Here is a 14,605-nt window from a genome sequence, read left to right on the forward strand (position 1 = left end):
CTTGCGCGGTGCGTGCGCCACATGCGACGGTAACACAATGTCAGCTTCACATCAGTCGGCGCAGGGAGGCCGAACGGTTGCCCTGCCGACGACAGAGACCTCCCTCGCGGTCGCCCTGCCGTACTGGCTGGATCGCGATCCGAACGAGGCGATGGAGGTCGCTAGAGCGGCGGACGCCTGTGGGTTCGAAGAGCTCTGGATCGGAGAGATGGCCACGTTCGACGCGTTCGCGCTGGCGGGTGCGATCGCACGCGAGACGTCTCGGATCGGACTCGTGATCGGTCCTCTGCCGGTCACCCTGCGAGACCCGGTGGCGCTCGCGATGGGATCCACGTCCGTGAGCGAGATCGGTGGCCGACCGAGTGCTCTCGCGCTCGGAGCATCATCGCCGACGGTGCTGTCGGCGTGGCACGGCGTCGAGACCGCCGCCTCGTTGCAGGCATTCGACGACACGGTGACCGCGCTCCGCCAGATCCTGAGCGGCGAGAGGACTCGCTACGACCTCGCGAACGTGCGCTCCGAAGGTTTCCGTCTGCGCCTCGGACTCGGTTCACCTGTGTCGTTGGGCATGGCGGCGTTCGGGCCACGAATGGTCGATCTCGCCGCCGAGATCGCTGACCGTGTGGTGCTCGCCCACACCACACCCGCCCAGATCGCGGTGGTTCGGGAACGAATCGATCGGCGTGCGGCCGAGCTCGGTCGGGAGTCGCCGTCGCTCAGCGTGTGGATGGCGGCGGCCCACGACGAGGCACAGGTGGCACAGGTGATGCGGGGCCTCGTCGCGTACATCGGCCAGCCCGGCTATCGAACGATGTTCACCAACGCCGGGTTCGGCGACTTCGTGGAGTACGCCCGTTCCGGTGTCGGGCCGAAGCAGGTGCTCGCCGCGATGCCGATCGAGCTCGCCGACGCGGTGGCGGGGATCGGAACTGCGGAGCAGATCATGGGGCGTGTTCGCGCCTGCGGCGACGCAGGTGCCGATCAGGTCTGCATCGTTCCTGCCACCGCAGGCGACGACACCGCCGCCGAGGTCCTCTCGTCGCTGAGCCCTTCCTGACTCGCTCGGTTCCTCTGAGCACGACGGCGCGATCGCGCTCGGGTCTGCTGCACGATCTGGTGACAGGTTGGGTTTGTTAGGCGGCCTTGGTGGTCGGGTTCATGATGGTCTCGTATTCGATCGGGGTCAATCGGCCGAGGCGGGGCTGTCGCCGGCGTCGGTGGTAGGTGCGTTCGATCCAGGTGACGATCTCGATCCGGAGCTCTTCTCGGGTGGTCCAGGTGCGCCTGTTCAACACGTTCTTCTGGAGTAGCGAGAAGAACGATTCCATGGCGGCGTTGTCGCCCGCTGAGCCGACTTGGCCCATCGATCCGACCATCTCATGACGGACCAACGCCCGCTGGGCTTTGCGGGAACGAAATTGCGATCCCCTGTCGGAATGCAGGATGCAGCCGGCCACGTCACCGCCTCGTCGAGCAGCCGCGTTGTCGATCGCGTTGACGGCGAGGCGGGCCTTCATCCTCGAGTCGATCGAGTAGCCAACGATGCGGTTCGACCAGACGTCTTTGATCGCGCACAGGTAGAGCTTTCCTTCGCGCGTCCAGTGCTCCGTGATGTCCGTGAGCCACAACTCGTCGGGTCCGGCTGCGGTGAAGTCGCGTTTCACTAGGTCGTCGTGAGCGGGCGCGCCGGGCTTGGACGCTTTGCTCTTCTTCTTGCCGAACACCGACCACCAGGCGTTGTCACGACAGATCCGCCACACGGTCCGGTCGCACGCGTCAAACCCAGCAGCGCGGATCTCGTCCGCAAGGAACCGATACCCGAACTCGGGGTCATCGGCGTGTGCGTCGAAGATCGCGTTGGTGCGATACGCCTCATCGAGCAGCGCGTCGGTGACCGGGTGGTTGCGCCAGCGGTAGTAGTCCTGGCGGCAGAGCTTCAACACCCGACACGTCACCGTGACGGGAATCCCGTCAGCAGCAAGCTCGCTCACGAGCGGGTAGATCCTTTTCCCGGCAGATTCGCCTGCGACAGATACGCAGCAGCTCGACGGAGCACCTCGTTCTCCTCCTCCAACAACCGGATCCGCTTGTTCGCCTCGCGTAGCTCGGCGTTGTCGGCCGTTGTCTTGCCAGGCTTAATGCCGGCATCGACCGCGGTCTGGGAGAGCCAGTTCGACAGGGTCATCGGGTGGATCCCGAAGTCCTTCGCGATCTGCTCCAACGTCACCCCCTCCTCACGGGTTTGGGCGACTCTCACGACATCGTCGCGGAACTCCTTCGGGTATGGCTTCGGCATAGCAACATCCTTCCAGGCCCACCCCGAGGGCAAGCCAGATCAGATGTCACCGAAACGTGCAGCAGACCCCGATTTCCGGCGGGACACCCTCCTCAACGAGTGCCCTTTCAAAAGCCTGCAGGGGATCCGCTGATAGGCCCTCGCTGGCAGTCATAAGCGGCTCGGTGAATGGGGCTCTTCGCGCTTGAGCGTGGTGGTGGTTTCTTGAGCATCCACTGTTGAGGTCCCGTGGCCTCGCAAGTCTTGCGGTCTTCCACAACTGCGAGACGAGGAGACCACGGGATGATTGAAGGTAGCAACGCGGACGCGCTGCTCGGGCTGATTGGTGTGCGGATCTGCGCTGTCGAGGTCGGCGTCGAGGTGACGATCACGATCGAGACAACCAACGACCGGGTCGGGTGCCGCTCGTGCGGAGTGATCGCGAAAGCGCACGGCCGTCGGCGTGTCAGGGTGCGCGATCTGGCGACGTGGGGACGAGCGACGGTGCTCGTTTGGGTGAAGCGGATCTGGCGCTGCCGCGAGCCGCTGTGTGCGACGGTGACGTGGACCGAGACCCTCGACGCGATCGCGTCTCGGGCGTCGCTGACCGAGCGGGCCGGGTTCGAGATCTGTCGCCGGGTCGGCGAGGACGGCGACTCGGTCGCGGCGGTCGGCCGCGACTTCGGTGTCGGCTGGGCGTGCGCGATGAACGCCGTCAACGTGCACGGCCGACGCCTCGTCAACGACCCCGATCGAATCGGCCATGTCACCAAGCTCGGCCTGGACGAGACAGCGTTCCAGCGGCCATCGAAGCATCGCGGTCACACGAGCTACATCACTGGTTTCGTCGACCTCGCCCGACCGCGACTCCTCGACGTCGTGTTGGACCGGACCGGTGCTGCTGTTGATTCCTGGCTCGCACAACAACCCGCTGGTTGGCTGGCCGGGATCGACCAGGTCGCTCTCGATCCGCACCGCGGTTACGCCAACGGGCTCACCGCGACCTTGCCCGACGTGGTCGTCGTTGTCGACCGGTTCCATGCTGTCGGGCTCGCCAACCGCGCTGTTGACGACGTGCGCAGACGGGTGCAACAAGACACCCTCGGGCACCGAGGCCGCACCGGTGATCCGCTCTACGGCATTCGCCGACTGTTGCTACGCGGCTACGAACGCCTCACCGAACGCCAGCTCGAACGCGTCGAGGCGGGACTGGTCGGTGACCGCTACGGCGAGGTCGGAGCAGCCTGGCTGGGCAAGGAACTCGTTCGGGAGATCTACACCGCCGGCACCCTCGCTGAGGCCCGCCAACGACTCCACGTCTTCTACACGTTCGTGGCTGACGCCGAGGTCGGCGAACTCGTCCGCCTCGCCAAGACAATCAGTTCGTGGGAGACCGAGATCCTCGCGTTCCACACCACCGGCGGACTCTCCAACGGGCCGACCGAGGGCATCAACTTGCTGATCAAGAAGATCAAACGAGTCGGCCACGGCTTCGCCAGCTTCGACAACTACCGACTCCGCCTCTTGCTCCACGCAGGCGTCGACTGGCACACTCACCCCACCGCACGACTGCGAAGCCACCCACCACGCTCAGCCGCGTAGAGCCTGATAACAGCGACGAAGGCGACGATCCATTCCGCAGCGTTGGCTCGCTCATTTCCGAGCACGTCCGGAAGCCAGGACACGGACGGAGCCTCGGTCTCGATGAGATGACGGACGTCGGCTGTGGTCGCTGCTTGAGACAAGCCACCCAACGAACGATGCAGCTTCGCCACTTCGATGACGTCGTATCGGATCCGATCGAGAGCACGGAGTCTCAGGATCACGGTATCCAGGCCGCTAAGACGGCTCGTGAAGCCCCTTGCCGCAACAGTTTCAAGCGCCGAGCGAAGTCGAGGGTCAACCACCTGCGCGACAGCCTCATTGAATCGAGCCCCAAACGAGTCCTCGGGTGGAGACGGTGCCACCATCGCCGCCTATGGTAACCACGGCAGCTCGGGCGCTCCGTGCGCCGCATCGCAGGAGAGGACCTATCAATGTCGAGTGGACTTGAGCCCGCAAGAGAGGACCCGCTGGCACAGAACCTTCTGAACTCGCAGGCGATCGCCCGGTCCGAGCTGACCAGGGCACCGAAAAAGATGCTCGACAAGATGCTCTCGGACCCGACGAAGGTAACCGAGCTAACCCACGAAGGAGACAGCCTCGGCTTCTTTGTTCCCTCCGAGATCTTTCGCGACGACGGTATGGCGGTCTGGGAGGAGTACGAAGAGTGAGCGCTCCACGCATGATCGACCGCCCCAGTGAGCGAACCAAGGTGGCCTACGGGCCACGGGTAGATCGGACAATCGCCACAACGAGCGACGACGTCCTCAAGCGTCTTCGGCGAGCAATTCCGAAGCGGCTGAACAGTCCAGACGACGCGCTTCGGCAAGGCACTACCAAGGGCGGCCGGGCCTGGATCGATCTCAAGGTAAAAGGGGGGACGTTTCGGGTGGTTTACGAGGGTTACCCCGAAGCGAAGAGCTACTTCGTCTACGACATCGTCAGTCATCGGGCGCTGACCCATCTTGGGCTGCCCTCAGGTTTGCGCCGGGTTGGCGAGTCCACCCGCGCTACCGATCAACGATTCTCACAGTCGATGCAACAATTCATCGCCGTCCGATTGCGACCTGCAATCGATGCCAAGCGATCAATCTGACCTCGACCGATCGGACGAGCGCGATGGATGCGTCCGTGGCGCCCACCAGATGGACGCATCAATAGCCCAGCACAGCACCCAGAGGCCGACTAGATCGGAATTGAACTTTGCCGTCGCAGAGTTCAACGTGCGGCTAAGAGGTTGAACCCGGACCGTTCAATGGCCGTGCCACCTGAGTTACGCACGGACGGATTGCTCGACGAGCGGCATGAACTCAGCGCCTGAGAACGGCTGGAAGCCATCCGGCCAGGCGGCGGCAAGCCGACACAGCAGCCTGAGGTGCGGCGGTGCCGTCGGCAGATTCATGTGTTCGACGGTGACCTGCGGTGCTGCACCATTCTCGTCTTCAAGGTCATGAAGCATCGGGAGCAGGTAGTCAGGGGCGTAGCCGACCTGCGCACCGGTCCGCGTGTTGAGCATCAGCGCAAGCGGGTTCACCGCGTTGGTTGGCTCACGGACGAGGTGCAACTCATCGCCGACACGGAGCGACTCGACCGCTTCGCTGGCACCAGGCACATGCCGAATTGCCCGAGCGAAGAAGGTCGTCGTGAGATCTCCGGCGGTTGACCTCACCGGGGTTGGAAACACCTCGATGCGGTCGGTCGCACGCGTGCCCTCACTTCGTTCGAGAATCTCAAACGGCTGAGCATCGTCGTGAAGATTTAGCTGCCCGATGAACTCGGCGTAGTCCGGCCGGTTGGTCGGCATCAGTCGATTCGCGAAGACGGAGAACAGCGTCGGGCTCGTGTAGGAACGATGGAGGTCGGGCAGGCCGGGCAGCGGACGGAAGTCCTCCTCCATCTCAGCTCTTTTGAGATAGTCGAACTCGTACTCGCGATCGTCGTCAACGGTGCGCTCGGCGAGCCGCCCGATCGGAACGATCAGACGGTCGGGACGTCGCCAGGCGACGTACATGTAGCGGACTTCCGGCGCATTCATGGTTTCAGAGTAATCAGGGGGTGTCACACAGTTGTGTGCGGTTGGCTCGAAACACCGCTGCAGCGAACGAAGCAGCCGCTGGGGAGATCCGAGATGGAGGCACTTCCGCAAGAATCGGATCCAAGGACTGGACTGCCTCGACGTGTCCGATCCAGTGGTCACGTACCGTCGGTCCGACCATCTCCAGAGCCGATTCGGCAATCGCCAGCGTGCTCGGGTTGCCGTCGAACTTGCTGGACGCCTTCGCCGCGTAGGTCCCAACGCTGAATCCAGCGTCCTCCGTTCGCAGCCGATCAAGCCGAGTTTGATCGTCGAGCAAGAATCCGAGGCTCGACGCATGGTCGAACGTCGGGGCGAGGCGTCGCGTCGAGGCTTGAATCACTGCCCAATTCTGTTGGTGACGATCCGTGTTGCCGACGAGCGCATCCAGAACGACGAAACCTACGAACCAATCCCACGAGGTCATCCTGCTGTTGCCCACCGGCGGCGCAACCTCCTGGAGCGACCGCCGCACGTTCTGGAGCGTGTAACCCGTTCGGTCTCGAACGCCTGCTGCCCGAACGCCGACTTCCTCCAGCAGGATGTTGCCTTCGATCAGCGATTCGTCGTCGTTTACCATCTTCCGACTGATCACCCCGCGCGATGAACTGCCTGACTCGTTGAGGTGGGCAAGTCGATAGGTCGGCGTAGGAATCCCCATCTCGCTGGCTACGGCAGACACGACGACCTCCGCCCAGTCGTCGCCCTTCCAGTACCTTGTGCCGTCGGAGTGACGATTCTCGGTGGTCTGCTTGAACAGCCAGGCGTCGCCGTCGGGGTCCAGCAACCACATCTTTCGTTTCCGACCGAGGGCCTCGACGTGTTCGATCTGCCATGCACCGATGTCGACGTCCGGAAACCCTGCGTTGCTCACGATTGAGCTCTGGCTTCGGTACGACGGACCATCATCGACACGTCCAGATCTTCACGCCGGCGGTGGTGAGTTCCTCGCGTCGCCGTTCGTAGTCGGGCATGCCGCGGGCGACTTCGGCCCAGTAGCGGTCGGTGTGGTTCAGCTCTTTGAGGTGGGCAAGTTCGTGCACGATGACGTAGTCGATCAGGCTCGGTGCAAGTTGCAGCGTCGCCCAGTGGATGTTGATGTGCGTCTCGCCTCTCGTCGAGCCCCAGCGGTATCCAAGATCGCGCACCGCTACGTCGACATCGGTCGCACCCATTCGGCTGGCCCACGGTTCGACGCGCCGCTGAAGCCATGCTTGCCCCGTGCGGACGTACCACCGCCGCATCGCCGCATCGCCGTCGGCGGTCGGGGTCGACATCAGGAATCGGCCACGATCGAGGCGAACACCGTCGATGGTGTCGTCGATCTTGAGCCGGTAGTTGCGTCCGAGGTAGGCGAAGCCCTCTCCGTCGACGAACTGCTTGCGGATCGGTGGAGCGACGAGCGCGTCCTTCTCCGCAAGCTTGCGGTACACCCACGGTCGCTTCGATTCGATGAACCGCTCGACGCGTTCCCGCGAAGCGCAGGTCGGCGCGCGGAGGATGAGTGACGCGTCGCGGTCGACGGTGATCTCCAGCGTCGTCCGATCGGTGGGCGGGGCGATCGTGAACACGAGGTCGCCGGCAGTGAGCGAGTCGAGTGCATGAATGCCGGCGCTCATCGCAACCTCTGGCGGTTCGCCTTGGCGAGAGCAACGAGGTCGACGGCAAGTTCGTCGAGATCGTCGTATGCGAACAGGTTGCTGTCGTCCAGCTTCCGCTTCGCGGCCTTCCGCAGCTCGTCCTGCTTGGTGCTGTTCTCCCAGAACCCGACCACGGCGATCTGCCCTCGCACGTCGGCGACGAGCGACCGTGTCAGCTCGGTCAAGGCATCGGCCGCTGCTCCATCGGAGCTGGCAACGCGCTCGGCCATCAGCCCGTGGAACGGAAGCTCGGTCGTGGGATCGAGGCCAGTGTCCTCTTCGTCGGTGCGGCCGGCGTTGATCTCGCTGATGATCTCTTCGAAGAGTGCGATCTGTTCCCAGCGGTCTTCGAGCTTGTCGAGGATCTCGTCCACGCGCTGGGAGAGCCGGTCGTAGTAGGCGGGGTCTTCGTCGAGGTGCTCACGGATGTGGTGCCGAATTGCGTGCTCCATCTCCGACGCCTTGGTGCGTGGCGACACGATTCCGCGGACGTGTTCGGCGAACTCGGCGTCGGTGACCTTGATCGGGGCGATCCGCTGCGAGAGGTCAAGCACCGTGATGTGCTGGTCGATGAGGCGACGCACCTTCTCCTTGTACTTGTGCGGGTCGAAGTCACCGTCGACATCGTCTCGATAGCGGCGGCGGGTGAGAACCTGGATTTCGCCGTACAGGTTGACCGCATCGACGAACGGGAGCGCCTCGGGGCGCGGCAGCACGGTGTCGAAGGTGGTCATGAACTGGTTGAGCGCAACGTCGAACTCTGCGCGAAGCCGTTCGTCTTCGAGGAGCAGGATGCAGTCCTCGATCGTGTCGGTCGACGGGTCGACGCCTCGCTGCATGAACAGTTGGCGGATGCGTTCACGCTGCGGGTCGAGCTTGGCGATTTCAGCGACGAGCGGGCGAAGTGCGCCATCGACGTCGGGGTCGATCTCGCCGTCAGTGCTCGTGTAGGCGGCGAGAGCCTGGGTGAGTTGACCGGCGACGCCGTAGTAGTCCACGACCAACCCGTACGACTTCTTCGGTGCCGTGCGGTTGACACGGGCGATCGCTTGGAGCAGCTCGGCTTCCTGGATGAGCCGGTCGAGGTAGAGCACCTGAGCGTGCGGTGCGTCGAACCCGGTCAGCAGCATCGACTTCACGATCAGAATCGCGAGCGGGTCGGTCTTGTCGGTCACCGGGCCGAGCGGCCGCTTGAACAGGTTGGTGCGCACCTTCTGGCGGAGCTTGTCGCTCCACAGGTGGTACTCGGGCGGGTCGTTGTGGTCGGCCGAGATGACCGGGGCGAAGTCGAGGTCGCGCAGCAGGTCGAGCTGCCCGACAGCGTTGCGAAGGAATTGTTCGTCGATGTCGAGCTGGTCGTACGGGCGTCCATCGTCGTCTGCGATGAAGGCTTCGATCTCGTCGACGAGTTCGTCGCGGGCGACGTTGAGGGCGTCGAAGTAGCGGAGGCAGGCTTTGCGGCTGGTAGCGACGATCATGCCCTTGAAGCCGTCGGGCATGACGGTGCTGACGTAGTGGCGCAGGATGTCGCGGGCCTTGGCGGCGATCATCTCGGGTGCTTCGAGCACCTGGGAGGTGGTGGCGTACTTCTTCTGGAGGAGCTCGCGCTGGTCGTCGGTGAGCCCGGAGAACCAGCGGGCGAAGACGTCGTCCATCTTCGACGCGCCCGCCACGGCCGCATCGGTGGTCTTGCCTTCATAGAAGATCGGCACCGTCGAGCCGTCGGCTTCCGACTCGGTGAGTGTGTACCGGTCGAGGTACCCACCGAAGATCTCAAGGGTCTTCTTTCGCTTGCCCATGATGATCGGCGTGCCGGTGAACCCGATACGGGCCGCGTTCGGGAGTGCGTTCATCAGGTTGGCGTGAAGCGCCGAGCCGTGAGAACGATGAGCCTCGTCGACCATCACCAGGATCGAGTCGTCCTCGTTGAGCGTGCCGAACGCCTCGCTGCCCGACAGTCCGTCGCCACCGCCGTTGTCGGTGTCGCGGTACTTCTGGATCATCGCCATCACCACGCCGGGGCCGGGCTGGCTCAGCAGTTCCTTCACCTGGTTGGCGTTGCGTGCGACCTTCACCGTCTCGCCCGTGAGTGCAGCGGTGTCGCCGAGCTGGTCTTGTAGGTCGGTGCGGTCGGTGACGAGCACGATCTTGAACCGCCGCAGTTCGGGGTGGCTGCGCATCGCCCGGATGAGAAACACCATCGTCAGGCTCTTGCCCGACCCTTGGGTGTGCCACACGATCCCGCCACGCCGATCGACGTGCCCATCGGCCGCCTTCGTCGTGCCGGTGAGCAGCCGTTGGGCCGCCTTCCTGACGCCCCTGTACTGCTGATAGCGAGCGACCAGCTTGATCGTCGGTCCCGAGTCGAGCTCCATGAACAGCGTGAAGTGCCGGACGATGTCGAGCAGCCGCTCGGGCGCCAGCATCCCTGCGGTCAGTACCTCCTGCTGCGTGACCTCATCGGCCGACTTGCCGAGCGACACCGCCAGTTCCTCGGTTGAGGTCGGGTAGGGGTCCTTCCAAGCGAGCTAGTGCTCAGCCTGCGCCGAGAACGTCCCCGCCTCGGCCCGCTCACCGGTCGTGGCGACTGTGAACTGGTTGGTCCAGAACAACTGCTCCGACCCCTCCGCCACCTGACTGCCACGCTGGTTCGCGTAGCGGCGAAGCTGATCGATGGCGTCGGCGATGGCGCTCTCCTTGCCCGGCGGCTTCGCCTCGATCACCACCAACGGGATGCCGTTCACGAACAAGGTCACATCGGGCCGGATGTCCTTCGCCTGTCCCGGCGTCGCCACCCGAAACTGCGACACCGCCAAGAAGTCGTTCGCAGACCAATCGTCCCAGTCGATGTAGTTGATCGTCTGATCCCGACCACCGTCCCAACCATCGAGGCCAGGGACCGTCACACCACCGAGCAGAAGCTCCGTCGACAACCGATTCGCCTCGAGCAACTTCGCCCCGGCCGGCATCGACCGCAGCTCAGCGATCGCCGAGTTGATCCGAGCCTCATCGAGCCACTCGACGTTGTTGGGCCCGAGGTTGAACTGCCACAACGCCAACCGGAGCCGCTTCTCCAGGAGAACGTCACGCTCCGACGATCGATCGCAATCGTCGCTCGGCTGCTGCTCACCCCAGATCAACGTGTCCCAACCGAGCGAGGCGAGATGATCGAGAAGTGGCCGCTCGACCATTTCCCACTCTGGGCCCAGACTCACGCGTCCACCGCCGCCTGCACACGGCCGGAGAGAAGGTCGTCGGCAAGCCCCGCGCGCGCTCGGCGGAGTTTCTCAAGATCGGCCTTCTCCGCCGTCAGCCGAGCGCTAGCCGAATCTAGAACGGTCACGACCTGAGTCTGTTCCGCTAGCGGCGGAACGGGAAGCTCGAAGTCGCCTACGAGTCTGGTGCTGAGATTCTCCTGGTGCGAACCATGTGAGAGTGACCGGAGCGCGTCATAGCTGTACTTCAAGAACTCGAACAAGTACGACTCATCGAGCACCTCCGGCGCAGACGTGATGGCGGCACAGGCCTGATTGGTCGTCGCAGGCACACCGAGCATCGCAACCCGGCCCCGGGTAGTGCCCTGGCCATACATGGCAACGAGCACCGTTCCTACCCGGTACACGTCAAGCGGACACTCCGAGAGAGCGCGATCAGTGATCAGCTCCTCCGTACCGTCGATGACGTTCCCTCGGACTTCGCCGGTCTTCACCCAAGGGATCGAGCCGTTCCAGTAGTCATCGCGGCTGCGAGACGGTGTCGAGCCCGAGGTGAGGGAGGCAACGTCTCGAAGGCGTGCGCTTGGAGCCTCGATTGCGCCAAACAGCGAGTGTGCAAGACCCGAGCGGACACGCTCTAGCTTGGCGATGACACTTTCGGTGGCTTGGATGGTCTCATCGATCGTGTCAAGGATCTCTGCAATCCGCCGCTGCTCCTCCAGCGGCGGCACGACAACAGGCATCTCTGCCAGCTGCGTGCACGACAGCTCGATCTGATTCGTGGAACCGGTAAAGCAATGAGACTCGAGGAATCGTTGGCCGTCGGGTGACCGCACCAACTCGTTCAAGAAGCGCCCGTCGGCTTCGGAATCCGCCGGACGGACGAGTGTCACGTGGCCGTCGACTACGAACTCGCCATGCTTCTCGCGAAACACGCACGAGCGGCCAATTGTCCCAGTTCCGGTCGAGTTCACAAGCACATCACCCGCCTGAGGTGACACGACAGCCAGAACCCGGGGGTCGTGTGGTCGGGCTTCGGATGCATCGAAGCCCTCGTTCCGAATACACCGCTGTCCGATTACTCGAACTGGGCTCACGTCAACGTAGGTGGGTGCCGTGCCGCGCCGTAGGACGCCGGCGAGCTCGCCGAAAGGACGCTCTATCCAGTCAGGCATAGCCGAGTTCCAGAAGGTGCTTGTCAAGAATCGTGGCGGCTTCGGCGCGCGTCGCCTCCATCTCGCGAAGCGTGGTGCCGTACTTCTCAATCCAGTTGTCGACTCTCAGAATCAATGAGCGGCCGTGCGCAGCGAGTGCCTCGGCAACGAGTGAGCTGAAGCTGGTCCTCAACTCTTCGAGCACCAGTTCCATCGGGGCGGTTGTCTCAGCCTCCCTCTGCCGCAGCACTGCCGTCGTTCGAGCAGCAAGCTCCTTGCGAGCCTTCCGGAGGTGCCTACGCTCCTGTTCGAGCGCGGTATACGGCGACAGCTCCGCCTCGATCCGCGCTATCGCATCGTTCAGATCAGGAGCGAGGGCTTCGAGTTCGGCGAGTTCGGCTTCGAGGTCAGCGGTCCGCAGCCCTGCCTTGGCCCTGGCCTTGATCGAGCCGCCATCTTTCACTCCAGGGCCGCGGCGCAGGTACTTGATTCGATCGAGGGTCGGTTTCGCTTCCGACTTCCTCTGCTTCAGTTCGGCCTTCAGCTGCTTTGAACGGGGCATCTCGTCTTCCTCCACCGCTCCGCCTTCGCCCTCGGACTCAAACGACTCCATCGCGGACTCAACAATCGCGATGCGGCCTTCGAGCTCGTCGAGTTGCCGCCGATGACCCGGAGCGATCCGCTCGATTCCGCGCATGTCGAAGACGTTGATGCCCTCGACCAACTTCTCAACCTCGCCCGAATCTGGTTCCAAGACGGCGATCGCACTCGCGACCCACCCAGCGATCACGGCCGCCGCGTCCCTGCTCGCGAGCGTTGTCAGATCGAACTGCGCCTCGTTCCACCATGTGGCCGCCAGCCCTCTTGACTCGAACCGGTCCAGAGGCCCGATCTCCGAAAGTGCCTCTCCGGCCTCGGTGAGCACGCGATCACGTCGCCCAACAAGGCTACCCGCGCCTTCCACCTCACGAAGGTCCGACTCAAGTGCATTCCAGGCGTCGTCCAGTCGCCCGAACACCAGCCGATCACGATCGGCCGTCTGTTCGGCAATCGTCTGCCTTATGTGGTCGCGGGGCAGCAGATCGAAGTAGGCATCGCCTCGCTCCGTCAAAAGACTGTCGAGGTCGACTCCGTAGGCCACGAACTCGCTGCGGGCGCTTTCCACTTCAGCGACCGGGACGCCACCGTGGAGATGGGCTCGGACGTCTTGGGGCTCGGGTGGCGGGGCGTTGTCGGCGTAGCGGCGGATGTTGCAGTTGAAGTCGTTCTCGGCCACCTCGGCGACGGTGACGACCTTGGCGAAGCCGACCGCGTTGGAGAAGTCTCGGTAGGTGGCGACGATCTTCTGCTCGTGCTGGGGACGCAGGTAGTTCTGCGCCCGGCCTTCGGCGTACTCGCGGTCGGCGTTGATGAACAGCACCTTGCCGCGGCGTGCAGGCGGCTTGGACCCCTTGGCTCGCAGGATGAGAATGGCGGCAGGGATGCCGGTGCCGTAGAAGAGGTTGGGGCCGAGGCCGATGACGGTGTCGAGCAGGTCATCTTCGATGATGCGCCGGCGGATCTTGCCTTCCTCGCCGCTGCGAAACAGCACGCCGTGGGGCATGACGGTGGCGACGATGCCGTCGGCAGTCAGCACGGCGAGCATGTGCTGGAGGAACATGAGATCGGCCTTCTTGCCGCCCTCGGGGGTGTAGCCGTATCGGAAGCGCTCGGTGTGTGCGAGCTGGGTCTTGTCGTAGTTCTGAGAGAACGGCGGATTCGTGATCACCCGGTCGAACCGCATCAGCTCGCCGTCACGAGTGTGTTCGGGGTCGGTGAGGGTGTCGTTGTTGCGCAGGTCAGCGTCGCGGATGCCGTGCAGCAGCATGTTCATCTTCGAGATCGACCAGGTGGTGCCGTTGGCCTCCTGCCCGGCAAGGAACAAGTCGGCCGGGTTACCGCCGTTGTCGGCAACGTGGTTGCGGGCGTAGATCAACATGCCGCCCGAACCCGAGCACGGGTCGTAGATCGACATGCCCGCCTGCGAGTCGACGAGGCGGACCATGAGCTGGACGACCTGGCGAGGCGTATAGAACTCGCCACCCTTCTTGCCGGCCGAGTCGGCGAAGTCACGGATCAGGTACTCGTACGCGGCGCCGAGCAGGTCGGGGAACTCGAAGTCCTCGTTGCGGAGCCGGTACTTTGAGAAGTGGTCGATGAGGTCGCGCCACTTCTTGTCGGTGACCATGGTGGTGCCGACCCGCCGGTTGAAGTCGATGTGCTGCAGCACGCCTTCGAGGGCCGGGTTGTGGGTTTCGAGTGCGGCGAGTGCCTTGTTCAACCCGTCGCCGACCTGGTGGTGGAGATTGTCGCGGATGTGCTCCCAGCGAGCCGCCGGCGGGACGAAGAACGCACGCTCGTAGTAGTCGGGGTCGTCGGCACGACGTTCGGCGTCTTCCTGGCTCCGGCCGTTAGCGAGCTGGTCGGCGATCACCTTCTGCCGTTCGACGTCGAACACGTCGCTCGACCGCTTCAGGAACAGTGCGCCGAAGATGTACTCCTTGAACTCCGAGGCGTCCATCTTCCCGCGCAGGATGTCGGCGGCGGCGAAGAGATGGCGTTCGAGTTGAGGGAGGGTGAGCACGTTCTGAGAGTACGCGGTCGGT

Annotated in this window: 12 protein-coding genes; 4 read left to right on the top strand and 8 right to left on the bottom strand. The window is 63.9% G+C overall.

Going from position 1 to position 14,605, the window contains the following annotated elements:
- The first annotated feature begins 37 nt into the window (after nt 1-37).
- Nucleotides 38-1,057, top strand: coding sequence for an LLM class F420-dependent oxidoreductase (locus ACOOHC_RS16055; RefSeq protein ID WP_420451407.1), 1,020 nt, complete (start codon nt 38-40; stop codon nt 1,055-1,057).
- A gap of 76 nt (nt 1,058-1,133) precedes the next feature.
- Here the strand turns inward: ACOOHC_RS16055 and ACOOHC_RS16060 are convergent.
- Nucleotides 1,134-2,296 (bottom strand): IS3 family transposase gene (locus ACOOHC_RS16060; protein ID WP_420451408.1). Its coding sequence is split into 2 segments (ribosomal slippage): nt 1,134-2,009 and nt 2,012-2,296, totalling 1,161 coding nucleotides; the frame shifts between segments, so codons are not numbered across the junction.
- A gap of 282 nt (nt 2,297-2,578) precedes the next feature.
- Here ACOOHC_RS16060 and ACOOHC_RS16065 point away from each other — a divergent pair.
- From ACOOHC_RS16065 to ACOOHC_RS16075, 3 genes are all read left to right on the top strand, one after another.
- Nucleotides 2,579-3,877 carry an ISL3 family transposase gene (locus tag ACOOHC_RS16065; protein WP_420450218.1) on the top strand — a complete coding sequence of 433 codons (1,299 nt, stop codon included), beginning with the start codon at nt 2,579-2,581 and terminating at the stop codon, nt 3,875-3,877.
- Between the two features lie 404 nt (nt 3,878-4,281).
- Complete coding sequence (locus tag ACOOHC_RS16070) at nt 4,282-4,548, top strand: hypothetical protein (protein WP_420451409.1); 267 nt, start codon at nt 4,282-4,284, stop codon at nt 4,546-4,548.
- Nucleotides 4,545-4,973 (top strand): hypothetical protein, encoded by a 429-nt coding sequence (locus ACOOHC_RS16075; RefSeq protein WP_420451410.1) that lies wholly within the window; start codon nt 4,545-4,547, stop codon nt 4,971-4,973. Before ACOOHC_RS16070 ends, ACOOHC_RS16075 begins: the two co-directional genes overlap by 4 nt.
- A 177-nt stretch (nt 4,974-5,150) precedes the next feature.
- Here ACOOHC_RS16075 and ACOOHC_RS16080 read toward each other — a convergent pair whose 3' ends face one another.
- The 7 genes from ACOOHC_RS16080 to ACOOHC_RS16110 are packed head-to-tail and all read right to left on the bottom strand — an operon-like array spanning nt 5,151 to nt 14,583.
- A complete protein-coding gene (locus ACOOHC_RS16080) occupies nt 5,151-5,912 on the bottom strand; it encodes an HIRAN domain-containing protein (RefSeq protein WP_420451411.1) in 762 nt (253 codons plus the stop codon).
- Nucleotides 5,913-5,925: 13 nt separating this feature from the next.
- Nucleotides 5,926-6,825, bottom strand: coding sequence for a HipA domain-containing protein (locus tag ACOOHC_RS16085; RefSeq protein WP_420451412.1), 900 nt, complete (start codon nt 6,823-6,825; stop codon nt 5,926-5,928).
- A gap of 31 nt (nt 6,826-6,856) precedes the next feature.
- Nucleotides 6,857-7,570, bottom strand: a complete 714-nt coding sequence (locus tag ACOOHC_RS16090; protein ID WP_420451413.1) for a M48 family metallopeptidase — start codon at nt 7,568-7,570, stop codon at nt 6,857-6,859.
- Nucleotides 7,567-10,074, bottom strand: a complete 2,508-nt coding sequence (locus ACOOHC_RS16095) for a type I restriction endonuclease subunit R (RefSeq protein ID WP_420451414.1) — start codon at nt 10,072-10,074, stop codon at nt 7,567-7,569. Before ACOOHC_RS16095 ends, ACOOHC_RS16090 begins: the two co-directional genes overlap by 4 nt.
- Nucleotides 10,075-10,119: 45 nt before the next feature.
- Nucleotides 10,120-10,806 carry a type I restriction endonuclease gene (locus ACOOHC_RS16100; protein ID WP_420451415.1) on the bottom strand — a complete coding sequence of 229 codons (687 nt, stop codon included), beginning with the start codon at nt 10,804-10,806 and terminating at the stop codon, nt 10,120-10,122.
- Complete coding sequence (locus tag ACOOHC_RS16105; RefSeq protein ID WP_420453815.1) at nt 10,803-11,981, bottom strand: restriction endonuclease subunit S; 1,179 nt, start codon at nt 11,979-11,981, stop codon at nt 10,803-10,805. The genes ACOOHC_RS16100 and ACOOHC_RS16105 overlap by 4 nt, the downstream gene beginning before the upstream one ends.
- Nucleotides 11,974-14,583 (bottom strand): N-6 DNA methylase, encoded by a 2,610-nt coding sequence (locus ACOOHC_RS16110; protein ID WP_420451416.1) that lies wholly within the window; start codon nt 14,581-14,583, stop codon nt 11,974-11,976. Before ACOOHC_RS16110 ends, ACOOHC_RS16105 begins: the two co-directional genes overlap by 8 nt.
- Nucleotides 14,584-14,605: the final 22 nt, after the last annotated feature.

The sequence above is a fragment of the Ilumatobacter sp. genome, from assembly GCF_965215205.1.
Taxonomy (GTDB): Bacteria; Actinomycetota; Acidimicrobiia; order Acidimicrobiales; family Ilumatobacteraceae; genus Ilumatobacter_A.

Coding starts and splice junctions, on each gene's coding strand:
- ACOOHC_RS16055 (WP_420451407.1), top strand. CDS start 38: ATGTCAGCTTCACATCAGTCGGCGCAGGGAGGCCGAACGGTTGCCCTG.
- ACOOHC_RS16065 (WP_420450218.1), top strand. CDS start 2,579: ATGATTGAAGGTAGCAACGCGGACGCGCTGCTCGGGCTGATTGGTGTG.
- ACOOHC_RS16080 (WP_420451411.1), bottom strand. CDS start 5,912: ATGAATGCGCCGGAAGTCCGCTACATGTACGTCGCCTGGCGACGTCCC.
- ACOOHC_RS16090 (WP_420451413.1), bottom strand. CDS start 7,570: ATGAGCGCCGGCATTCATGCACTCGACTCGCTCACTGCCGGCGACCTC.
- ACOOHC_RS16105 (WP_420453815.1), bottom strand. CDS start 11,981: ATGCCTGACTGGATAGAGCGTCCTTTCGGCGAGCTCGCCGGCGTCCTA.